This is a genomic window from Actinosynnema sp. NPDC020468 (assembly GCF_040642015.1).
GTDB lineage: Bacteria > Actinomycetota > Actinomycetes > Mycobacteriales > Pseudonocardiaceae > Actinosynnema.
This window is the reverse complement of the sequence record NZ_JBFAEO010000020.1, coordinates 11,771-35,602: the sequence shown is the minus strand read 5'-3', so window position 1 is coordinate 35,602 and position 23,832 is coordinate 11,771. Positions and strand designations below refer to the sequence as shown.

At 75.3% G+C, this 23,832-nt stretch carries 3 protein-coding genes; all 3 read right to left on the bottom strand.

From position 1 onward, the window contains the following. Positions 1 to 6: 6 nt before the first annotated feature. From AB0G50_RS16435 to AB0G50_RS16425, 3 genes are read right to left on the bottom strand one after another with little or no spacing between them, the layout of a single operon-like run. Positions 7 to 6,924, bottom strand: a complete 6,918-nt coding sequence (locus AB0G50_RS16435) for an amino acid adenylation domain-containing protein (RefSeq protein ID WP_360108409.1) — start codon at positions 6,922 to 6,924, stop codon at positions 7 to 9. Next, the gene (locus AB0G50_RS16430) at positions 6,921 to 19,073 is read right to left on the bottom strand and encodes an amino acid adenylation domain-containing protein (RefSeq protein ID WP_360108406.1); all 12,153 of its coding nucleotides are present in this window, start codon (positions 19,071 to 19,073) and stop codon (positions 6,921 to 6,923) included. Before AB0G50_RS16430 ends, AB0G50_RS16435 begins: the two co-directional genes overlap by 4 nt. After that, positions 19,070 to 23,812 carry an amino acid adenylation domain-containing protein gene (locus tag AB0G50_RS16425; protein WP_360108403.1) on the bottom strand — a complete coding sequence of 1,581 codons (4,743 nt, stop codon included), beginning with the start codon at positions 23,810 to 23,812 and terminating at the stop codon, positions 19,070 to 19,072. The genes AB0G50_RS16430 and AB0G50_RS16425 overlap by 4 nt, the downstream gene beginning before the upstream one ends. Positions 23,813 to 23,832: the final 20 nt, after the last annotated feature.

Sequence of the window (23,832 nt, the reverse complement as noted above, 5' to 3'; positions counted from 1 at the left end):
TTCTCCTCACGAGAGGTGGGCGGACAGGACGGCGGCGATCGCCGCCAGGGGGTCGGGCCCGGTCAGGCCGCCGTGGGTGGCGGCCACCGGGTGCACGTCGACGCGCCCGGTCACGTGCGGGAGCCACGCGTCCGGTGTCGGGTCGTCGGGCGACTTGCCCAGGGTGGCGTGGAACACGTGCACGTCACCGGCGAACACTTCGGGCCGGTGCCGGTCCTGGAGGCCGACGTGCGCGGCGAACACTTCGGGCAGCGGCGCGCCCGGACCGAGGTCGGCCAGCAGGCCGCCGCCGTCCCGGAGCACCCGGTCGAACTCGGCCCGGCTCAGCGGGCCGGGCGGTGGGACGTGGCCGAGCGAGGCCAGCAGCGGCGCGAGCACGTCGTCCGGCGCCGGCGTGACACCGGATCCGGTCGTATCCGGGTAGCCGTCGAGCAGCGCGACCACGCCGAGCTCCTCGCCCACGGCCCGCAGCCGGACCGCCAGCTCGTGCGCCACGATCGCGCCGAACGACCAGCCGAGCAGGTGGTACGGCCCGTGCGGGCGCACCGACCGGATCACCTCCAGGTAGTCCGCCGCGAGCGCGCCGAGGTCGGCCGGGATCGGACCGGTCAGCCCGCGCGCCTGGAGCGCGTACACCGGCCGGTCCGGCTCCAGGTGCGGCAGCAGCCCGAAGTAGTCCCAGCCGAGCCCGGCGGCCGGGTGCACGCAGAACAGCGGCGCGAGGTTCCCCTTGGCGCGCAACGGGATCAGCACGCCCAGCGGGTCACGCCCGCCGGTGGTGCCCAGCCGCGCGGCCAGTTCCGCCGGGGTGGACGCGTCGAACAGCAGCCGCAGCTCCAGCCGCACGCCCAGCTCCGCGCGCACCCGGGACACCAGCCTCGACGCGAGCAGCGAGTGCCCGCCCCGGTCGAAGAACCCGTCGTCCGGACCGACCGACGGCACGCCCAGCACCTCGGCGAACAGCGCGCACAGCACCGCCTCCCGGGCGGTCGCGGGCGGTCTGGTCGAGCGGACGCCCGCGGCGGGCGCGGGCAGCGCGGCCCGGTCCAGCTTCTCGTTGGGCGTCAACGGCAACGCGTCCAGCAGCACGAAGGCCTCGGGCACCATGTAGCGCGGCAGGAACCCGGCCAGCTCCACCCGGGCCCGCTCGACGTCGAACCCGTCGCCGGGCACCACGTACCCGGTCAGCACCTGCCGACCCGGCTGGTCCTCGCGCACGACCACGGCGGCCTGCGCGACGTCCGGCCGATCCCACAGCGCGGCCTCGATCTCGCCGATCTCGATCCGCAGGCCGCGGATCTTGACCTGCCGGTCGGCCCGGCCGTGGAACGCGAGCCGCCCGTCCGACCGCCACCGGACCAGGTCGCCGGTCCGGTACATCCGCTCGCCCGGCGCGCCGAACGGGTCGGCGACGAACCGGTGCGCGGTCAGCCCGGGGTTGGCGTGGTACCCGCGCGCCAACCCGACGCCCGACACGTACAGCTCGCCCACCACGCCCGGCGGCACCGGTCGGAGGTGCTCGTCGACCACGTGCACCCGGTAGTTGTCGATCGGCACACCGATCGGCGGCAGCTCCGGGTCGGGCCCGACGATCTCGCCGGTGGTCACCACCGTGCACTCGGTGGGGCCGTAGGTGTTCCACAGCACGAACCGGGTGCCCGGCACCGGCCGGCGCCGCAGCACGTCCCCGCCGGTGTGGACGGTCCGCATCGGCGAGGCCAGCAGCACCGGGTCGTCCAGCATCGACTCCAGCCGCGGTGTCGCCAGGGCGCACGCGGTGATCCCGCTCTCGGCCAACCACGCGGGCAGCGCCTCGGCGTCCTCCAGCACGTCCTGCGCGGGCAGGTGCAGCTCGACGCCGAGCGCCAGCGCGGGCCAGATCTCGGCGACGGCCGAGTCGAAGCCCTGCGCGGACAGGTAGGCCATCCGGTCGCCCGGCCGCAGGTCGAGCGCCTTCGCGGTCCACGCGGTCTGGTTGGCGAAACCCCGGTGCTCGACCACGACGCCCTTGGGCCTGCCCGTCGAGCCGGACGTGTAGATCACGTACGCCGCGTCGAGCCCGGCCACCCGCGCGCCCGGGTCGGTGGCCGGGCGACGCGCGATCGCCGGACCGTCCACGTCGAGCACCACGGCGGTCGCGTCGGAGCCCGCGACCAGGTGCGCCAACGAGGACTGGGTGACCACCACCGGCGCGCCCGCGTCGGCGAGCATGTAGGCCAGCCGGTCCGGCGGGTAGGTGGGGTCGACCGGCAGGTAGGCCGCGCCGGTCCGCAGCACGGCCAGCAGGGTCAGCACGTTGGACGTGTCCCGGTCCAGGCACACCCCGACGATCGTGTCGCGACCCGCGCCGAGCGCCATCAGGTGGTGCGCCAACCGGTTCGCGCCCGCGTCCAGCTCCGCGCGGGTCAGCCGGCCGTCGTGGCCGACCAGCGCGGTGGCGTCGGGTTCCCGCCGCGCGATCGCGGCGATCACCTCGTGCACCGGCCTCGGGTCGAACGGCACCGCGGTGTCGTTCCACGTCCGCAGCAGGTCGCGCTCGGCGTCGGTCAGCACGTCGACCGCGCTCAACGGCGTGGCCGGGTAGGACAGCACGGTGCCCAGCAGCCGCACCAGCCGGTCGACCAGCGTCCGCGCGGTGCCCTCGTCGAACCGGTCCACCGCGTACTCCAGGCACACCTGCACGCCGACCGGTCCGGTCGCGTCGACGTCCTGGCCGAACGCGAACGCGAGGTCGCCCTTCGCGCCGCCGGTGGTGGTCGGCTCGGTCCGCACGGTCAACCCGGGCAGCCCGAGCTGGTCGTCCTCCGGCCCGTCCACCCCGTCCTGGAGCACCACGGACACCTGGAACAGCGGGTGCCGACCGCCGGACCGCTCGGGGTTGACGCGGCCCACCACCCGGTCGAACGGCACGTCCTGGTGCGCGTACGCGGCCAGGTCGGCCTCGCGCACCCGGTGCAGCAGGGTGGTGAAGTCCGGGTCGCCGGACAGGTCGACGCGCAGCGCCAGCGTGTTGACGAACATGCCGACCAGACCGTCCAGGTCCGCGTGGTCCCGGCCGGCGACGACGGTGCCGACCACCACGTCCGCGCCCGCGCCCATCCGGTGCAGCAACGCGGCGACGGCGGCGTGCAGGACCATGAACACGGTCGCCTGGTTGGCCCGCGCGATCCCCACGACGGCCCGATGCAGGTCCGCGTCGAGGTGCGCCCGGACCTCCGCGCCCACGTTGTCCGACACGGCGGGTCGCGGTCGGTCGGCGGGCAGCCTGAGCTCGTCGGGCGCGCCCGCCAGCGCGTCGGCCCAGTACCCGAGTTGGCGGCTGAGCGTGCTGTCCGGGTCGTCGGTCGAGCCGAGCCTGGCCAGGTGCCGCACGGTGTGGTCGGCGTACTGGATCGGCAGCGGGGTGAAGTCCGGCGCCGTCCCGGCGGTCCGCGCCCGGTAGGCCGTCGCCAGGTCGCGCAGCAGCACGCCGGTCGACCAGCCGTCGGTCGCGATGTGGTGCAGCGCCAGCAGGAGCACGTGCTCCTGCGGGCCGACGCGGAACACGTGGGTGCGCAGCGGCAGGTCGGCGGCGAGGTCGAACGGGCGCGCCACGGCCTCGGCGAGCGCGTCGGCGGTCCAGTCGGCGACCTCGAACGGCGGTCGGGCGGGTCGGACCTCCTGCCGCCAGCCCAGGTCGTCCTCGGGGAACGCGGTGCGCAGCGCCTCGTGCCGCTCGACCACGTCGACCACGGCGGCGCGCAGCGCGTCGAGGTCGAGCGAACCGGTCAGCCGCAACGCCAGCGGCGCGGTGTAGGCGTGCCCGGCGACCTCGGCGGCCAGTCGCACGCCCTGCTGCGCGGGCGAGAGCGGCACCCGGTCCGGTCGGGTGAGCACCTGCGGCTCGGCGGCCGCGGAGGTGTCCAACCGGGCGTCGAGACCGCGCGGCGTCGGGCTGCGGAACAGGTCGCGGATGCCGAGTTCGACGCCGAACACCGAGCGCAGCGACGCGATCAGCCTGGCCGCGAGCAGGGAGTGGCCGCCCAGCTCGAAGAACCCGTCGTCCAGCCCGACCGCGCCGGTCAGCCCGAGCACGGTCGTGAACAGGTCGCACAGGATCTCCTGGCGCGGCGTCCGCGCCTGGGCGCCGCCGCCGGCGGTCCGGTCCGGCGCGGGCAGCGCCCGGCGGTCGAGCTTCCCGTTGGGTGTCAGCGGAAGCGCGTCGAGCACCACGGCCGCGCCGGGCACCAGGTGTTCGGGCAGGTGCTCGGCGGCGTGCGCCAGCAGGTCGCGCGGCGTCGCCGCGGTCACCGCGTAGGCGACGAGCCAGGTGCCGCCCGGTCCGTCCGGTCGCGGCACCACCGCCACCGCCGTGACGTCCGGTCGCGCGGCCAGCACCGCCTCCACCTCGGCGGGCTCCACCCGGAAGCCGCGGATCTTGACCTGGTCGTCGGCCCGGCCGAGGTAGACCAGGTCGCCGTCGGGTCGACGGCGCACCAGGTCGCCGGTCCGGTAGAGCCGCTCCCCCGGCGCGCCGTGCGGGTCGGCGACGAAGCGCTCCGCGGTGCGGCCCGGTTGGCCGAGGTAGCCGTGCGCGAGTCCCGCGCCCGCCACGTACAGCTCGCCCACCACGCCCGGCGGCACGGGTTCGAGCCGGTCGTCCAGCACCAGGGAACGCTTGCCCGCCAACGGTGTCCCGATCGGCACCACCGCGCCCGCCCAGTCGTCGGGCACGGTGAACGCGGTGGTGAAGCCCATGCTCTCGGCCGGGCCGTAGCCGTTGACCACGCGCGGTCCGGCGGGGCAGTCGCGCACCGACCGCACGTGCGCGGCCGACGCCGACTCGCCGCCGGTGAGCGCCCACCGGACACCGGCGAAGAGATCCGGGTACTCGTCCCACAGGTGGTTGAACAGGCTCGCCGAGGCGTCCAGCACGGTCACCCCGTGCTCGCGGACCAGCCGGGCCACCACGGCCGGTTCCGGTCTTTGGCCGGGGTACAGCACGGACGTGCCGCCCGCCATCAGCGGCCCGAACAGCTGGGTGGCGAACGCGTCCCAGGACACCGACGCGCATTGCAGCCACACCTCGCCGAACCCGGCGTAGTCGTGGCCGACGAGCGTGCCGACGACGGCCCGGTGCGGTGCGCCGATCGCCTTGGCCGTGCCGGTGGAGCCGGAGGTGAACATGACGCACGCCAGGTCCTCCGGGCCGGTCACGGGCGCGGTGAAGTGCCGCGGCACCACGTCTTCCAGGCGCACGGTCGGCGCGTCGACCGGTGACGGGCGGTCGGTGAGCACCAGCCGCACCGGCACACCCGCCGCCATCGCGGCCAGTCGCGCGGCCGGGAAGTCCACGTCCAGCACCAGGTACGCGGCGCCCGCCTTGAGCACGGCGAGCAGCGCGACCGCCATCGGCACGCTCCGTCCGATGTGGACACCCACCACGTCGCCGCGCCGAACCCCTCGGGCGGCGAGGAACCCGGCGACGCCGTCGGCCTCGGCGTCCAACCGCGCGTAGTCGACCCGCTCGGCGCCGGCCACCAGCGCGACCGCGTCCGGTGTGCGCCGGGCCTGTGCCGCGACCAGTTCGTGCACGGTCGCGGCCGGCGCGGGCGACGGGGTGGCCGCCAGCAGCGCGGCCCGCTCCCGCGGCGCCAGCACGTCCAGGTCCCACACCGACCGGTCCGGTCCCGCCGCGACGCCGTCCAGCAGCCGGGAAAGCCTGCCCAGCAAGGACTCCGCGGTGGACCGGTCGAACCGCGCCTCGGAGTACTCCAGCACGCACGTGACGCCCGCGTCGCCCTCCCGGACCACCAGGGTCAGGTCGAACTTGGCCGCGCCGTTGCCCGCCGACTCCACCGACGTGACCAGTCCCGGGAAGCCGGGGTCGGCCGCCGTGCCGGCGGTTTCCGCCAGCACCAGCACCTGGAACAGCGGGTGCCGTCCCGGCGAGCGCACCGGGTTCAGCTCCTCCACGAGCCGGTCGAACGGCACGTCCTGGTGGCCGAACGCGTCGAGCGAGCGATCGCGCACCCTGGTCAGCAGGGTGCGGAACGACGGGTCGCCGGACAGGTCGACGCGCAGCACCAGCGTGTTGACGAAGAACCCGACCAGGTCCTCCAGCACCTCGTCGGTGCGGCCGGTGACCACGGTGCCGAGCGGGATGTCCGGCCCGGCGCCGGTTCTGGCCAGCAGCGCGGCGAACGCGGCCTGCGCGACCATGAACAGCGTCGCGCCGCACGACCGGGCCAGCGCGCCCAGTGCCCGCGCCGTGCCCGGGTCGAGCGCGATCTCGACCACGTCGCCCCGGACGTCGCCCTCGACGCCGGGCCGGTCGGCGGGCAGCGCGATCTCCTCGGGCAACCCGGCGAGCGCGTCCCGCCAGTACCGCAGTTGCCCGCTGAGCACGCTGTCCGGGTCGTCGGCCGAGCCGAGCAGTTCCCGGTGCCACAGGGCGTAGTCCGGGTACTGCACCGGCAGCGGCTCCCACGTCGGCGCGCCGCCGCCCAACCGGGCCGCGTAGGCGGTCGCGAGGTCGCGCAGCAGCGGACCGGTCGACCAGCCGTCGCCGACGATGTGGTGCAGCACCAGCACGAGTTCGTGCTCGTCCGGGCCCAGCGCCCGCAGGTGCGCCCGGAACAGCAGGTCCTCGGCCAGGTCGAAGGTCTGGGCCGCGACCTCGCCGGGCGGCGTGTCGCCGTCCACGACCTGGATGACCACCTTGGCGTCGTCCAGCACCCGCTGGCGCGGCTCGCCGTCGACGGTCGGGAACGTGGTGCGCAACGCCTCGTGCCGCGCGACCACGTCGGTGAGCGCGGACTCCAGCGCGTCGGTGTCGAGCGCGCCGCGCAGCCGCAGCGCGATCGGGATGTGGTAGATGGCGCCGACACCCTCGTGCCGGTCGAGGAACCACAGCCGCCACTGGGCGGGTGACAGGGGTATCACAGGGTCTCCTTGGGCCGGGGCCGCAGAACGGGCCGGGACGCTGCGGCGCGGGCCTGCGGCAGGTGCCCGACGAGCTCCGCGACCGTCGGGTGGTCGAACACGGTCCGCATCGCGAGTTCCACGCCGAACACCGAGCGCACCCTGGCCACCAGCCGCATCACCAGGATCGAGTGGCCGCCGAGGTCGAAGAAGTGGTCGTCCACGGTGACCGCGGGCAGGTCGAGCAGCTCGGCGAACAGGCTGCACAGCAGTTCCTCGTGCGGCGTGCTCGGCGCGCGACCGGTGGACCTCGCCTCCGGCGCGGGCAGCGCGGCCCGGTCGAGCTTGCCGTTGGAGGTCAGCGGGAGCTGGTCCAGCGCCACCACGGCGGAGGGCACCAGGTGCTCGGGCAGGTGCCGCGCGGCGAACTCGCGCAACCCCTCCGTGCCGCCGACCACGTAGGCGACGAGCCGCTTGTCCCCCGGCCGGTCCTCGCGGACGACGACCTCCACCTGCCGCACGTCGGGCCGACGGGCCAGCGCGGCCCGCACCTCGCCCGGTTCGATCCGGAAGCCCCGGATCTTGACCTGGTCGTCGGCCCGGCCGAGGAAGTGCACGACGCCGTCGGCGTCCTGGCGGACCAGGTCGCCGGTGCGGTACATCCGCTCGCCGGGCGCGCCGAACGGGTTGGCCACGAACCGCTCGGCGGTCGCGTCGGACCGGCCGAGATAGCCGTGCGCCAGACCGTCGCCCGCCATGTACAGCTCGCCGGGCGTGCCGGGCGGCACCGGACCGAGGTGCCGGTCCAGCACGAACACCGCCTTGCCGGTCAGCACCCGGCCGACCGGCACGCTCACCCGGTCCAGGTCACGCCGCTCGACCCGGTGGCACAGCGTGAAGACGGTGTTCTCCAGCGGCGAGTAGCCGTTCACCACCCGCAGCCCGGGGTGCCGGTCCAGCAGCACCCGCAGGTGCGGGATCGACGCGGGCTCGCCGCCGGTCATCACCTCGCGGACGTCGTCGAACACGCCCGGCGACTCGTCCACCAGGAAGTTGAGCAGGCTCGCGGACACGTGCAGCACGGTGATCCCGTGCTCCGGCACCAGGCGCGCGATCCGCGCCGGGTCCGGGATCTGGCCGGGTTGCAGCACGCACGACGCGCCGGAGAGCAGCGCGCCGAACAGCTCCAGCGCGAACGCGTCCCAGGACACCGGCGAGCACTGGAGCCACACGTCGTCCGGGCTGAACCGGACGAAGTCCTGACCGGTCAACGTGGTCACGAACGCGCGGTGCGACACCACGACGCCCTTGGGCTTGCCCGTCGAGCCCGAGGTGAACATGACGCACGCGGGTCCGTCCGGCACCGCGCGGTCGGCGAACGCGTCGGGCTCACCGGCGGTGTCGGCCAGGCGCACCGTCCGCGCGCCGATCCCGTCCGCGCCGATCACCAGCACCGCGTGCTCGGCCAGCGCGCGCAGCCGGTCCACCGGGTGGTCCGGGTCGAGCGCCAGGTAGGCCGCGCCGGCCTTGAGCACGCCTTGCAGCGCCACCACCAGGTCCGCGCCGCGCGGCAGGCACACCGCGACCACGTCGCCGACCCGGACGCCCTCGGCGACCAGCCGGTGGGCGACCCGGTTGGCCCGCACGTCCAGCTCGCCGTAGGTGAGCAGCCCGTCCTCGGCCACGACCGCCGGCGCGTCCTCCCGCCGGGAGGCGACCAGCGCGGACAGCGTGCCGTCGGTGCGCGGCCGGTCGACGTGCCGCCGGGTGGCGGCCTGCCGCTCCTCGGGGGTCAGCAGGTCCACTGTGGACACCCGCTGGTCCGGATCCCCCGCCACGGCGGCGAGGAAACGGACCAGCCGGTCGGCCGCCGCGGTGACCGTGGCGCGGTCGTAGAGGTCGGTGGCGTACTCCAACTCGCCGACCAGCCCGGCGGGCGCACCCTCGGCGAACCGCTCGCGCAGGCCCAGCGTCAGGTCGAACTTGGCGGCGCCGGTCGGCGCGGGCACCTCGGCCACCGCGAGGTCGCCCAGTTCCAGCGCGCCCTCGGCGTTGTTCTGCACCACGAGCATCACCTGGAACAACGGGTGCCGCACCGCGGTGCGGGTCGGGTTCAGCTCCTCGACCAGCCGGTCGAACGGCTGGTCCTGGTGCTCGTGAGCGGCCAGGTCGTACCGGCGGACCCGGGTCACCAGGTCGCGGAACGTCGGGTCGTCGGACAGGTCGGCGCGCAGCACCAGGGTGTTGACGAAGAACCCGACCAGCTCGTCCAGCGCCTCGTCGGACCGACCCGCGACCGGCACGCCGATCGGCACGTCCTCACCCGCGCCGAGTCGGGACAGCACGGCGGCGAAGGCCGCGCGCAGCACCATGAACACCGTCGACCCGGTCGCGCGGGCCAGTGCCACCAGACCCCGGTGCGCGTCCGCGTCCACGGTCACCGGCACCAGGTCGCCCCGGTGCGTCGGCCGGGCCGGTCGCGGTCGGTCGGTGGGCAGGGTGGCCTCGTCCGGCAACCCGGCGAGCGCGCCGCGCCAGTGCTCCAGCGCGTCGGTCAGGTCCAGTTCCCGCTGCCACACCGCGTAGTCCGCGTACTGGACCGGCAGCGGCGGCCAGAACGGGGCCCGGCCCGCGGACCGCGCGGCGTAGGCGGTGCCGAGGTCGCGCAGCAGCGGTCCCATCGACCAGCCGTCGCCCGCGATGTGGTGCACGACCACGACCAGCACGTGCTCGTCCGCGCCGACCTCGGCGAGCAGCACCCGGATCGGGCTCACCCCGAGGTCGAACGGCCGGCGCGCGACCTGGGCGACGACCGAGTCGACGTCCGCCTCGACCCGGCGCACCGCGGCGAACTCCACCTCGGCGGTCGGCAGCACGTGTTGCGCCGCGACGCCCTCGTGCTCGCGGAACACCGTCCGCAGCGCCTCGTGCCGGCGGACCAGGTCGCCGAACGCGGCGCGCAGCGCGGGCACGTCGAGCGGCCCGGTCAACCGCAGCGCGATCGGCACGTGGTAGGCCGCGCCGGGTTCCTGCACCCGTTCGACCACCCACAACCGTTGCTGCGCCGAGGACAGCGGCAGCGGGTCGGGCCGCTCGACCGGCACCACGGCGGGGCGGGCGCGGCCGGCGGCGTCCAGCTTCGCGTCGAGCGCGGCGACCGTCGGCGCGTCGAACACCTCGCGCAGCGCCAGTTCCACGTCGAGCGCGCCGCGCACCCGGGCCACCAGCCGGATCGCGAGCAGCGAGTGCCCGCCCAGCGCGAAGAAGTCGCTGTCCACGCCGACCTCGTCCACGCCCAGCAGGTCGGCGAAGATCCCGCACAGCACCTCCTGGCGCGGGGTGCGCGGCGACCGGGTGGACGGCCGGGCCTTGGGCAGCGGCAGCGGCCCGCGGTCGAGCTTCCCGTTGGGCGTCAACGGGAGTTCGTCCAGCACCAGCACCGCCGACGGCGTCATGTAGGACGGCAGCGCGGAGAGGTGCTCGCGCGCCTCCTGCTCGGTGATCGTCGCGCCCGCCACCGGCACCACGTACGCGACGAGGTGCTTGCCGGTGTTCGGGTCGTCGTGCACCACCACGGCCGCGCGGCCGATCCGCTCGTGCGTGGTCAGCACCGCCTCGACCTCGCCCGGCTCGACCCGGTACCCGCGGATCTTGACCTGGTCGTCGGCCCGGCCGACCATCTCCAGCACCCCGTCGGGTCGCCACCGGCCGAGGTCGCCGGTCCGGTAGACCCGGCCGTTCGGCCACGCCACGAAGCGCTCCGCGGTCGCGCCCGGCCGGTTGAGGTAGCCGTGCGCGAGCCCGTCGCCCTCCAGGTAGATCTCGCCCACCACACCCGGCGGCACGAGGTTGAGCGCGGCGTCCAGCACGTGCACGGTCGTGTTCGCGATGGGCGCGCCGACCGGCGGCACGCCGACCACCTCGGTGACGTGGTGGGTGGCGACGAACACCATGCTCTCCACCGGGCCGTAGCCGTGCACCAGCCGCACGTCGGGGTACTCGCGGACCAGCCGGTCCAGGTGCGCGACCGAGGGCGCCTCGCCGCCGGTCATCACCTGGCGCACCACCTCGAACACCTCGGGGTGGGTGTCCAGCACCGCCGCCAGCAGGCCCGCCGAGAGCCACATCGTGGTGACGCCGTGCCGCGGCACGAGGTCGGCGATGACCGCCGGGTCGGGCGACTGGCCGGGCGCCAGCACGCAGGTGCCGCCGTGCAGCAGCGAGGGCCACAGCTCGAGCACCATGCCGTCCCACGGCACCGGCGCGATCTGCAACCAGGTGCCGGCGAAGTCCACGTAGGACTGGCCGAGGAAGGTGCGCGCGATGGACCGGTGGGTCGACATGACGCCCTTGGGGGTGCCGGTCGAGCCGGAGGTGAACAGCACGCAGGCGACCGCGTCGGCCGGCACCGCCACGCCGGGTCGGGTGTCGTCGTCGGCGGCCGCGAACCCGGCGGTGACCAGGAACTCCAGGCCGGCCGCGGCCTTGACCGCCTCGATCCGCTCGGCCGGGTGCGACACGTCCAGCGGCACGTACGCGCCACCGGCCTTCAGCACGCCCAGCAGTGCCACCACGAAGGCCACCGACCGCTCCATGAGCACCCCGACCGGGTCACCCGCGCGGACACCGTCGGCGCGCAGCCGGTGCGCGACCCGGTTGGCCCGGGCGTCCAGCTCGGCGAACGTCACCCGCTTCTCGCCCGCCACCAGCGCGACCACGTCCGGGCCCGCGTCCACCCGTGCCTCGAACAGCTCCACCAGCGAGCGGTCGCGCGGGTAGTCGACGGTCGTCGCGTTCCACTCGGCGATCCGGGCGCGCTCGGCGTCGAACAGCACCTCCGCGCGGGACACCGGCGCCGCCGGGTCCACCTCGGCGGCGACCCGGGCGAACCGGGCCGCCAGCACCTCGGCGGTCCGCGCGTCGAACAGGTCGGCCGAGTACTCGAGCGACCCGGTCAACCCGGCCGGGCGGCCCGCCTCGTCGGTCGTCTCGGTGAGCATCAGCGCGAGGTCGAACTTGGCCGTCTCGACCTCGACCTCCACCGGCTCGACGTCCAGGCCCGCGAACTCCGGTCCGGTGGGCGCGGGCTGCACCGCGACGAACGCCTGGAACAGCGGGTGCCGCGCGGGCGAGCGCACCGGGTTCAGCTCCTCCACCACCCGGTCGAACGGCACCTCCTGGTGCTCGTACGCGGCCAGGTCGGCCTCCCGGACCCGCTCGACCAGTTCGCCGAACGTCGGGTCCGCGGACAGGTCCGTGCGCAGCACCAGGGTGTTGACGAAGAACCCGACCAGGTCGTCCAACGCCTCGTCGGACCGGCCGGCGACCGCGGTGCCCAACGGCACGTCCTCGCCCGCGCCCAGCCGGGACAGCAGCACCGCGAACGCGGCCTGCACCACCATGAACAGCGTGGCGTGGTGGGAGCGCGCCACCGCCAGCAGCCGGCGGTGGGCGTCCGCGTCCAGCTCGACGGGCACCTGACGACCGCGCCCGGTCGGCACGTCCGGCCGCGGCCGGTCCACCGGCAGGGTGATCTCCTCGGGCAACCCGGCGAGCGACTCGCGCCAGTGGTCGACCGGCTCGGTGGCCAGGAACTCGCGCTGCCACAGCGCGTAGTCCGCGTACTGCACGGGAAGCGGCGTCCAACCGGGTGCGTGCCCGGCCAGCCGGGCCCGGTAGGCCTCGGCCAGGTCGCGCAGCAGCGGTCGCCAGGACCAGCCGTCGGTCGCGATGTGCTGCAACACCAGCAGCAGCACGTGGTCCTCTTCGGACAGCCGGTGCAGCACGGCCCGGATCGGCAGGTCGACGGCCAGGTCGAACGGCTCGGCGACGGCCTCCTCCAGGGCGGGCGGCCACTGCGCCGCCACCACCCTCAGCTCGGGCGCGACGTCGGTCAGCACCCGCTGCTCGGGCACGCCGTCGCGGTCCGGGAACACCGTCCGCAGCACCTCGTGCCGCTCCACCACGTCCGCCAGCGCCGACCGCAGCGCGGCCACGTCGAGCGGTCCGCGCAACCGCTGCGCCATCGGCACGTGGTAGCTGGAGCCGGCGTCTTCCATCCGGTCCAGGAACCACAGCCTGCTCTGCTCGGCGGACAGCGGCACCGGGTCGGGTCGGACCGCGCGCCGCACCGCGAACCGCGCCGGGTCGAGGGAGTCGGCGAGCGCGTCCAGCCCGCGCACGGTCGGCGCGCGGAACACGTCGCGCAGCCCCAGTTCCACGCCCAGCGCGCCGCGCACCCGGCTCACCAGCCGGGCCGCGAGCAGGGAGTGACCGCCCAGCGCGAAGAAGTCGTCGTCCGGCGACACCGACTCGACGCCCAGCAGCTCGGCGAAGACGTCGGCCAGGATCTGGCCGCGCGCGGTCCGCGCGGTCTCCCCGCCGGACGAGGCGATCCCGGGCGCGGGCAGCGACGCGCGGTCGAGCTTGCCGTTGGCCGTGCGCGGCAGTTCGTCCAGCACCAGGTAGGCCGACGGCACCAGGTGGTCGGGCAGCCGGGACACGGCGAACGCGCGCACCGCGGCCGGGTCGACCGCGCCGACCACGTAGGCCACCAGGCGCGGGCCGTCGACCACGACGACCTCGGCCTGCCGCACGTCCGGGTGGTCGTGCAGGGCCGCGGACACCTCGCCGGGCTCGACCCGGAAACCGCGGATCTTGACCTGGTCGTCCACCCGGCCGAGGAACTCCACGACACCGTCGGCGTCCTGGCGCACCCAGTCGCCGGTGCGGTACATCCGGCCGCCGAACGGGCTCGCCACGAACCGCTCGGCGGTCGCCGCGGCCTGGCCGAGGTAGCCGAACGCCAACCCGACGCCCGCCATGTACAGCTCGCCGGGCACACCGGGCGCGACCGGGCGCAGCCGGCGGTCCAGCACGTAGACCTGCTTGCCCGCCAGCGGTGTCCCGACCGGGATCGACCGGCGGCCCAGGTCCGCGGCGGTGACGTGCCTGGTCAGCGTGAAGATCGTGCTCTCCAGCGGCGAGTAGCCGTTGACCAGGCGGATGCCCGGGTGCCGCTCGAGCAGCAGCCGGACGTGCGCGGGCGACGCCGCCTCGCCGCCGGTCATCACCTGGCGCACCCCGCGCAGCGCGTCGGGGTACTCGTCCAGCACGAAGTTCAGCAGGCTCGCGGACAGGTGCGCGGTGGTGACACCGTGGCGCGGCAACAACTCCGCGATCAGCGCGGGCTCGGGCGACTGGCCGGGTTGCAGCACGCACGCCGCCCCCGCGAGCAGCGCGCCGAACAGCTCCAGCGCGAACGCGTCCCAGGACACCGGCGCGCACTGCAACCACACGTCGGACGGGTCGAACGCCACGTAGTCCTGACCGGTCATGGTGGCCACGACCGAGCGGTGCGAGGTCAGCACGCCCTTCGGCACGCCCGTCGAGCCGGAGGTGAACATGACGCACATCGCGTCGTCCGGCCGCACGTCGCGGCGCACCGGCTCGGCGTGCGCGGGCGCGCCCTCGGGCGAGCGGAGCGTGCCGGGCAGCACCACGTCCCGGGTCACGGTCAGCACCGGCCTGGCGCGGTCGACCAGGGCGGCCAGCCGGTCCACCGGGTGGTCCGGGTCGAGCAGCAGGTAGGACGCGCCGAGCTTGAGCACCGCCAGCACGGTCGCGACCAGCTCGGGCCCGCGCGGCAGGCACACCGCGACCAGCGAGCGGGCCGGCGCGTCCAGGTGCGCGGCCAGCCGGTCGGCCCACGCGTCCAGCTCGGCGTACGTGGTGCGGCCGTCCTGGTACAGCAACGCGGTCGCGTCCGGCCGCAGTCGGGCCTGGCGCTCGAACTCGGTGTGCACGCAGCCCTCGCGCGGCGCGCCCCGGTCGTTCCAGGTGTGCACGATCGCGTGCCGCTCCGCCGGGTCCAGGATGTCCACAGTGGACACCGATAGGTCCGGGTCGGCGGCGACGGCGGTGAGCAGCCTGGTGTAGCGGGCCAGGATGGCCTCGGCGGTGCCCGGGCGGAACAGGTCGGTGGCGTACTCCAGCACGCACGACAACTCGTCCGCGGTTTCGGTCGCGGTCAGCGTGAGGTCGAACTTGGCCGCGTCCCGGGCCACCTCGACCAGCTCCACCGCGCAGCCGGCGAGCTCGGGCTTCGCCTCGACGTTGTTCTGGAGCACGGCCATCACCTGGAACAGCGGGTGCCTGGCGAGCGTGCGCGCCGGGTTCAGCTCCTCCACGACCCGGTCGAACGGCACGTCGGCGTTGGCGTAGGCGGCGAGGCTCGTGGCGCGGACCCTGGCCAGCAGTTCGCGGAACGTCGGGTCGCCGGACACGTCGGCCCGCACGACGACGGTGTTGACGAAGAACCCGACCAGGTCGTCCAGCGCCTCGTCGTCGCGACCGGCCACCGGCACGCCGATCGGCAGGTCCGTGCCCGCGCCGAGCCGGGACAGCAGTGCCGCGAACGCCGCCTGCACCACCATGGCCGGGGTCGCGTTGTCCGACCGGGCCAACCGGGTCAGCTCGCGGTGCACCGACGCCGGCACGACGGCGGTCACCGCGCCGCCGCGTCCGCTGGATGTCGCGGGCCGGCTGAAGTCGGCCGCCGGGCTCGCCTCCTCGGGCAACCCGGCCAGCGCCTGCCTCCAGTGCGCCACCTGCTCGTCGGCGATCTCGTCCACCAGGTCGCGGTGCCACAGCACGTGGTCGGTGAAGTCCACCGGCAGCGGCGCCCAGCCGGGCGGCGCACCGCCGACCCGGGCCGCGTAGGCGGTCGCGAGGTCGCGCAGCAGCGGCGCGACCGACCAGCCGTCGCACGCCGCGTGGTGCAGCACCAGCAGCAGCACCCGGTGGTCGCCCGCGTCGGCGAGGTGCGCCCGGAACGGCGGCTCCGCGCGCAGGTCGAACGGCCGGTTCGCGGCCGCGACCAGGTCGTCCACCTCGGTCAGCACGGGCTCGGCCGGTCCGACGACCTGGTGGGGCTCGCCGTCCTCGGCCGCGAACACGGTGCGCAGCGGCTCGTGCCGGTCGACCACGTCGACCAGGGCGGCGCGCAGCGCGGGCACGTCCAGCGGTCCGGTCAGCTCCAGCGCGATCGGCACGTTGTAGGCGGCGCTGGGCCCCTGCACGTCCTCCAGCAGCCACAGCCTGCGCTGCGCGGGCGAGAGCGGCACCCGGTCCGGGCGCGGCACGGGGGTGACCGCGCGCCGCCGGGCGCCCAGGGCGTCGAGCCGGTCGTCCAGGGCGGCGGGCGTCGGCCGGTCGAAGACGTCGCGCAGGGCCATCTCCACCCCGAACGCGGTGCGCACCCGGGCGACCAGCCGCGCGGCGAGCAGCGAGTGGCCGCCCAGCGCGAAGAAGTCCTCGTCCGGCGACACGTCCGCCACGTCGAGCAGGTCGGCGAAGATGCCGCACAGCACCTCCTGCCGCGCGGTGCGCGGAGCCCGACCCGCGGCCCTCCGCGCGGTCGGCTCGGGCAGTGCCCGCCGGTCCAGCTTCCCGTTGTGGGTCAACGGGAACGCGTCCAGCACCACGACCGCGGAGGGCCGCGAGTAGTCGGGCAGCGCGGCACGGGCGTGCTCGCGCACCGCCTCGGGGTCGACGTCGCCGACCACGTAGGCCACCAGCCGCTTGCCGGTCACCGGGTGGTCCCGCACCTCGACCACCGCGCGGGTGACGCCGGCGCAGGTCAGCAGCACGGCCTCGACCTCGCCCGGCTCGACCCGGTAGCCGCGGATCTTGACCTGGTCGTCGGCGCGACCCAGGAACTCGATCGTGCCGTCCGCGCGCCACCGGCCGAGGTCGCCGGTCCGGTACACCCGGCCGTGCGGCCAGGCCACGAACCGCTCGGCGGTCGCGGCGGGCCGGCCGAGGTAGCCGTGCGCGAGCCCGTCGCCCGCCAGGTAGATCTCGCCGGTCACACCCGGCGGCACCGGGGTGAGCGCGGCGTCCAGCACGTGCGCGGTGGTGTGCGCGATGGGCGCGCCGACCGGTACCGCGCCGTCGACCTCGGTGATCTGGTGGGTCGTGCCGAACACCATGCTCTCGACCGGGCCGTAGCCGTGCACCAGCCGCAGGGCCGGGTACTCGCGCACCAGCCGGGCCAGGTGCGGCAGGGACGGCGAGTCGCCGCCGGTGACCACCTGGCGCACCGCCGCGAACACCTCGGGGTGGGTGTCGAGGACGGCCGCGAGCAGCCCGGCGGAGAGCCACAGCGAGGTGACGCCGTGCCGCTCGACCAGCCGCGCGATCACCGCGGGCTCCGGCACCTGACCGGGCGCGAGCACGCACGTGCCGCCGATCAGCAGCGGCGGCCACAGCTCCAGCATCATCGCGTCCCAGGACACCGGCGCGGACTGGAGCCAGGTCTGCTCGAAATCGGCGAAACCCTGCCCGAAGAACATCCGGACGATCGACCGGTGGGTGGACATCGCGCCCTTGGGCGTGCCCGACGAGCCGGAGGTGAACAGCACGCACGCCAGGTCGTCGCCGCCGACCGCGACGCCGGGTCTGGACGCGTCGGCGGCGGGGGCGAAGTCGTCGGTGACGGTGATCCGCAACCCGGCCTCGGCGGACACCGCGGCGATCCGCTCGGCCGGGAACGCCGGGTCCAGCGGCACGTACGCGGCGCCCGTCTTCAGCACGCCCAGCACGGCGGCCACGTAGGCGGGCGAGCGGTGCACCAGCACGCCGACCAGCCCGCCCCGGCGCACGCCGTCGGCCAGCAACCGGTGCGCGACCCGGTTGGCGCGCTCGTCCAGCTCGCGCGCCGACACGGTCTCCTCGCCGAACACCAGCACGGTCGCGTCCGGGTCCTCGTCCACGTGCGCCTCGAACAGGTCCACCAGCGACCGGTCACGCGGGTAGTCGACGGCGGTGTCGTTCCACCGCGCCAGGTCCACGCGCTCGGCGGGCAGCAGGGTGTCCACAGTGGACAGCCGGGTGTCGGGCGCGGCGGCGAGCCGGGACAGCAGCAGGGCGAACCGGTCGGCCAGCGCGGCGGCGGACGGCTCGTCCCACAGGTCGACCGCGTAGGTCAGCCAGCCGCGCACCTCGCCCGCCACGTCGGTGAGGTCGAACGTCAGGTCGAACTTGGCCGGGTGCAGCTCGGCCGACCCGGTCTCCACGGTCAACCCGGGCAGCTCGGGCAGTTCGTCCGGGGTGTTCTGGAGCACGAGCATGGTCTGGAACAGCGGGTGGCTCGACAGCGAGCGCTCCGGGTTCAGCTCCTCCACCAGCCGGTCGAACGGCACGTCCTGGTGCGCGTAGGCGGCCAGGTCGGTCGCCCGCACCCGGCCGAGCAGCTCGCGGAACGTCGGGTCGCCCGAGACGTCCGTGCGCAGCACCAGGGTGTTGACGAAGAACCCGACCAGGTCGTCCAACGCCTCGTCGGACCGGCCGGCGACCGCGGTGCCCAACGGCACGTCCACACCCGCGCCCAGCCGGGACAGCAGCGCGGCCAACCCGGCCTGCAACGCCATGAACAGCGTGGTGCCGGTGGACTCGGCGAGCCCGGCCAGCCGGTCCCGCGCGGTCGCGTCCAGCACCACGGGCACCGCCGCGCCCCGGTGGCTCGCGGCCGACGGGTGCGGGCGGTCGGTCGGCAGCGGCACCTGCTCGGGCAGGTCGGCCAGCACCTCGCGCCAGTGCGCCAACTGCTCGGCCAACTCGCTGTCCGGGTCGTCGGCGTCGCCCAGCACCTCGTGCTGCCACACCGCGTAGTCCGCGTACTGCACCGGCAACGGCGCCCACCCCGGCGCGTGCCCGGCCAGCCGGGCGGCGTAGGCGGTGCCCAGGTCGCGCCCGAGCGGCGCCCACGACCAGCCGTCGGTCGCGATGTGGTGCACCACGAACAGCAGCGCGTGGTCGGTTTCGGACAGTCGGAGCAGCACCGCGCGCACCGGGTGGTCGACCGCGAGGTCGAACTCGTGCGCGGCCTCGGCGAGCATCACCCGCTCCAGGTCGGCCTCGGCGACGTCAACCACGGCGAACGGCGCGGGCGTGTCGACCACGAGTTGGCGCGGTTCGCCGTCCACCTCGGGGAACACCGTGCGCAGCGCCTCGTGCCGGTCGACGACGTCGCCGAACGCCGCTTCGAGCGCGTCGGCGTCGAGGTGCCCGCGCAGCCGGAGGAAGTGCGTGGCGTTGTAGAGGGCACCGGCCGGTTCCAGCCGGTGCAGCAGCCAGAGCCGGCGCTGGGCGGAGGACAAGGGGATCACAACGTCTCCTTCTGCCGGGGCCGCAGCGCGGGCCGGACTTTCCTGGCGGGTACGAGACGGCCGGCGAGGTCGGCCGCGGTCGGCGCGTCGAACACCGCGCCCACGGGAAGCTCGACGCCGAGTTCGCGGCGGATGCGCCCGATCAGCCTCATGGCGAGCAGCGAGTGGCCGCCCAGCCGGAAGAAGTCGTCGTCGGCCGACACCGACGGCACGCCGAGCACGTCGGCGAACAGCGCGCACAGCGCCCGTTCCCGCGGCGTGCGGGCGGCCCGGCCGGTCGACACCGGCTCGGCGACGGGAGCGGGCAGCGCGCGGCGGTCGAGCTTGCCGGTGCCGGTGCGCGGCAACTCCTCCAGCGCCACGAACGCGGCCGGCACCAGGTGCTCGGGCAGCCGGTCCCGGGTCGACGCGCGCACCGCGTCCGGGTCGACGTCGCCGACGAAGTAGGCGACCAGCCGCTGGTCGCCCGGCCGGTCCTCGCGGACCACGACGGCCGCCTGCCGCACCCCGGGGTGCGCGCGCACGGCGGCGGCGACCTCGCCCGGCTCGACCCGGAAACCGCGGATCTTGACCTGGTCGTCCACCCGGCCGAGGAACTCCACGACGCCGTCGGCGTGCTGGCGGACCAGGTCGCCGGTCCGGTACAGCCGGCCGCCGAACGGCGAGGCCACGAACCGCTGCGCGGTCGCGCCGGGCAGGCCGAGGTAGCCGTGCGCGAGGCCCAGCCCGGACATGTACAGCTCGCCGGGCGTACCGGGCGGCACCGGCCGCAACCGGTCGTCCAGCACGTGGATCCCCTTGCCGCGCAACGGCGTCCCGACCGGGATGCCGCGCCGGTCCAGGTCCGCCCGGACGATGTCGTGGCACAGCGTGAAGATCGTGCACTCCAGCGGCGAGTAGCCGTTGACCAGGCGCAGGTGGGGGAAGCGGTCGAGCAGCGCGCGCACCAGCGCGGGCGGCACGACCTCGCCGCCGGTCATCACCTGCCGCACCCCGGCGAACGCCTCGGCGTGCTCGTCCACCAGGAACCCGAGCAGGCTCGCGGAGAAGTAGCCGGTGGTGACCCGGTGCCGGACCAGCAGGTCGGCGATCGACGCGGGGTCGGGCGAGCGGCCGGGTTGCAGCACGCACGTGCCGCCGGAGACCAGCGGTCCGAACAGCTCCAGCGCGAACGCGTCCCAGGACACCGGCGAGCACTGCAACCACACCTCGCCCGGGCCGAACCCGACGAAGTCCTGTCCGGTGAGCGTGCCGACCAGCGCGCGGTGCGGCGTCAGCACGCCCTTCGGCACGCCGGTCGACCCCGAGGTGAACATGACGCACGCGGCATCCTCGGCGGTGACCGGGACTTCCGGCGAGGTCGAGGGCAACCCGCCGGTGTCCGGCCAGGTCTCGTGGTCGAGCACCACCCGGATGCCGGCCCGCTCGACCACGGCGGCCAGCCGGGCGGGCGGCAGCGCGAGGTCCAGCACGGTGTACGCGGCGCCCGCCTTGAGCACGGCCAGCACCGCGACGACCAGGTCCGCGCCCCGGGTCAGCCGCACACCGACCACGTCGCCCCGGCCCACGCCGAGCGCGATCAGGTGGTGCGCCACCCGGTTCGCGGCCGCGTCGAGCGTCGCGTAGTCCACTGTGGACTCGTCGGCGACGAGCGCCGTGGCGTGCGGCGTGCGGGCGGCGGTCCGCGCCACCAGCTCGTGCAGGGTCGCGGTGATCTCCCGCGGTGCCGGCGCGACGCCGCGTTCACCGGGCAGCAGCACGTCCACGTCGGCCACCGGGGTGTCCGGCGCGCCGAGCAGCGCGTCGACCAGCGCGACGAACCGGTCCGCCAGGGTGGCGACCGTGGCGCGGTCGAACAGGTCGGCGGCGTACCGGAGCGTGCCGACGAGCCCGTCGTGCTCGGTGAAGTCGAACACCAGGTCCGCCTTGGCCCGGTCGACCTCGACCGGGATCTCCGCCACCGCGAGGCCGGGCAGGACCGGTGCCGGCCGCGGCGGCTGGAGGACCAGCAGCGTCTGGCACAGCGGGTGGCGACCCGGCGCGCGGTCCGGCCGCAGGTGCTCGACCAGCCGGTCGAACGGCAGGTCGCGGTGGGCGTGCGCGGCCCGGTCGGTGTCGCGCGCCCGGCGCACCAGCTCGCGGAACGTGGGCGCGCCGGACAGGTCGGTGCGCAGCACCACGGTGTTGACGAAGCAGCCGACCAGGTCGGCCACGAGGTCGTCGTCCCGGCCCGCGACCACGCCGCCGATCGGCACGTCCAGGCCCGCGCCGACCCGGGACAGCAGCGTCGCGACCGCCGCGCGCACCACCGTGTACGGCGTCGCCCGCTCGGACCTGGCCAGTGCCACCAGCTTCGCGTGCGCGTCCGCGCCGACCCGGAAGGTCACCGCGTCGCCGGGCCGACGACCCGGCGCGCGCAGCGAGCGGTCGGTGGGCAGCGGCACCTCGACGGGCAGGTCCGCGAGCGCCTCGACCCAGTGCGGCAGGTCGGCCTCGACGTCGACCACCTCGGCGTCCCAGCGCGCGAAGTCCCGGTACCGCACCGGGAGCGGCGCGAACGCGGGCTCCTCGCCGCGGGTGCGCGCGGTGTAGGCGGTGGCCAGGTCGCGCCACAGCGGGCCGATCGACCAGCCGTCGACCGCGATGTGGTGCACGGTCAGCAGCAGCACGTGCTCCCGCGCGCCGCGCACGACCAGGTGGGCCCGCACCGGCGGTGTGGTCGCCAGGTCGAACGGCGCGCAGGCCAACGCCCCCAGGTCGGTGTCGTCCACAATGGACAACGGGAGGTCGACGTCGTCGAGCACCCGTTGCCACGGCGTGTCGTCGTGCACCGGGTACACCGTGCGCAACGGCTCGTGCCGGCGCGCGAGGTCGGTCAGCGCGGCGGCGAGCGCGTCCCGGTCCAGCGGACCGCGCAACTCCAGGGCCATCGGCACGTGGTAGGTCGAGCCGTTGCGCTCGGCCTGCTGCGCGAACCACATCCGGCGCTGCGCGGCGGAGAGCGCGGGCCGGTCGGCCACCGGCCCCCTGGTCAGCGGCGGTCGGCCGGCGCCGGAGGCCATCCGGGCGGCGAGCGCGGCCACCGTCGGCGCCTCGAACACGGCGGGCGCGGGCAGTTCCACGCCGGTGGTCGCGCGCAGCCTGCCGACCAGTCGGGCGGCGGCCAGGGAATGACCTCCCAGCGCGAAGAAGTCGTCGTCCACGCCGATCGGCGACACGCCCAGCACCTCGGTGAACAGCGCGGCCACCGCCTCCTCGGCCGGCGTGCGCGGCGGACCGCCCGCGGGTTCGTGGGCGCGACCGGGCGCGGGCAGCGCGCGGCGGTCGAGTTTCCCGTGGGGTGTCAACGGGAGCGTGTCCAGGAAGACCACGTCGGAGGGCACCATGTACCGGGGCAGCGTGGTCGCGCAGTGCGCGCGCACCTGCGCCGCCGTCACCTCGCCCGCCGGAACCGCGTACGCCACCAGGGTCTTCTCCCCCGCAGGCGTGTCGAGCGCGACCACCGCGGCCCGGTCCACCAGCGGATGGGCCGCCACCGCGCCCGCGACCTCCGCGGGCTCGATCCGGAAACCGCGGATCTTGACCTGGTCGTCCACCCGGCCCGCGAAGTCGAGATCGCCGTCGGGGCGCAGCCGGCCGAGGTCGCCGGTCCGGTACATCCGGTCGCCCGGCGCGCCGAGCGGGTCGGCGACGAACCGCTCCGCGGTGCGGTCCGGGCGGCCGAGGTAACCGCGCGCCAACTGCGGCCCGGTCAGGTACAGCTCGCCGACCTCACCGGGCGGCACCGGCCGCAGGTCGCCGTCCAGCACCCGGATCCCGGTGCCCGGGGTGGGCGTGCCGATGGGCGTCAACCCCGTGCCGTCGACCGGGTGGCACTCCAGGCAGGTGACGCCGACCGCGGCCTCCGTCGGCCCGTACTCGTTGAACAGGGGCACGCCGAGCGCGGCGCGGAACCGGTCGGCCACCGCGACGGGCAGCCCCTCGCCCTCCGAGGCCACCAGCCGCAGCGGGCCGGACGCGCCGGCGCGCAGGTACTCGTCCAGGAACAGCGGGATCATCGAGGCGACGAACCGGATCATGGTGATCCGCCGCTCCCGCACGGTCCGCGCCAGGTACGCGGGGTCGCGGTGACCGCCGGGCGCGGCCATCACCAGCGTCGCGCCGCGCGCCAAGGTCAGGAACACCTCGATCACCGACGGGTCGAACCCGGACGGCGTCTTCTGGAGCACCCGGTCGCCCGGGCCCAGGCGGTAGTGCCGCTGCACGGCCGCCATCCGCAGCGTGATCGCCCGGTGGGTGATCACCACGCCCTTGGGCTTGCCGGTGGTGCCGGAGGTGAAGATCACGTAGGCGGGGTGGTCCGGCGCGGGACCGACCGGGTCGGGACCGTCCACATCGGACCACGCGGCCACCTCGTCCGGGCCGAGGACCACGCTCGGGCGTGCCACGTCGAGCATGTGCGCGGTGCGCTCGGCCGGGTAGTCCGGGTCGAGCGGCAGGTAGGCGGCGCCCGCCTTGACCGTGCCCAGCAGGGCGACGACCAGGTCGACCGAGCGCGGCACGGCGACGGCGACCACCGATTCGGGACCCACGCCCCGTGCGGTCAGGGCCCGGGCGAGGGCGGTGGAGCGGAGGTCGAGCTCGCGGAAGGTCACCACCGTGCCGTCGCACTCGACGGCCGGCGCGTCCGGGCTTCGTCCTGCCGCCCGGTCGAACAGTGTGGGGAGTGTTTCCGGCACGGTGGCACCACCTTCGGTCG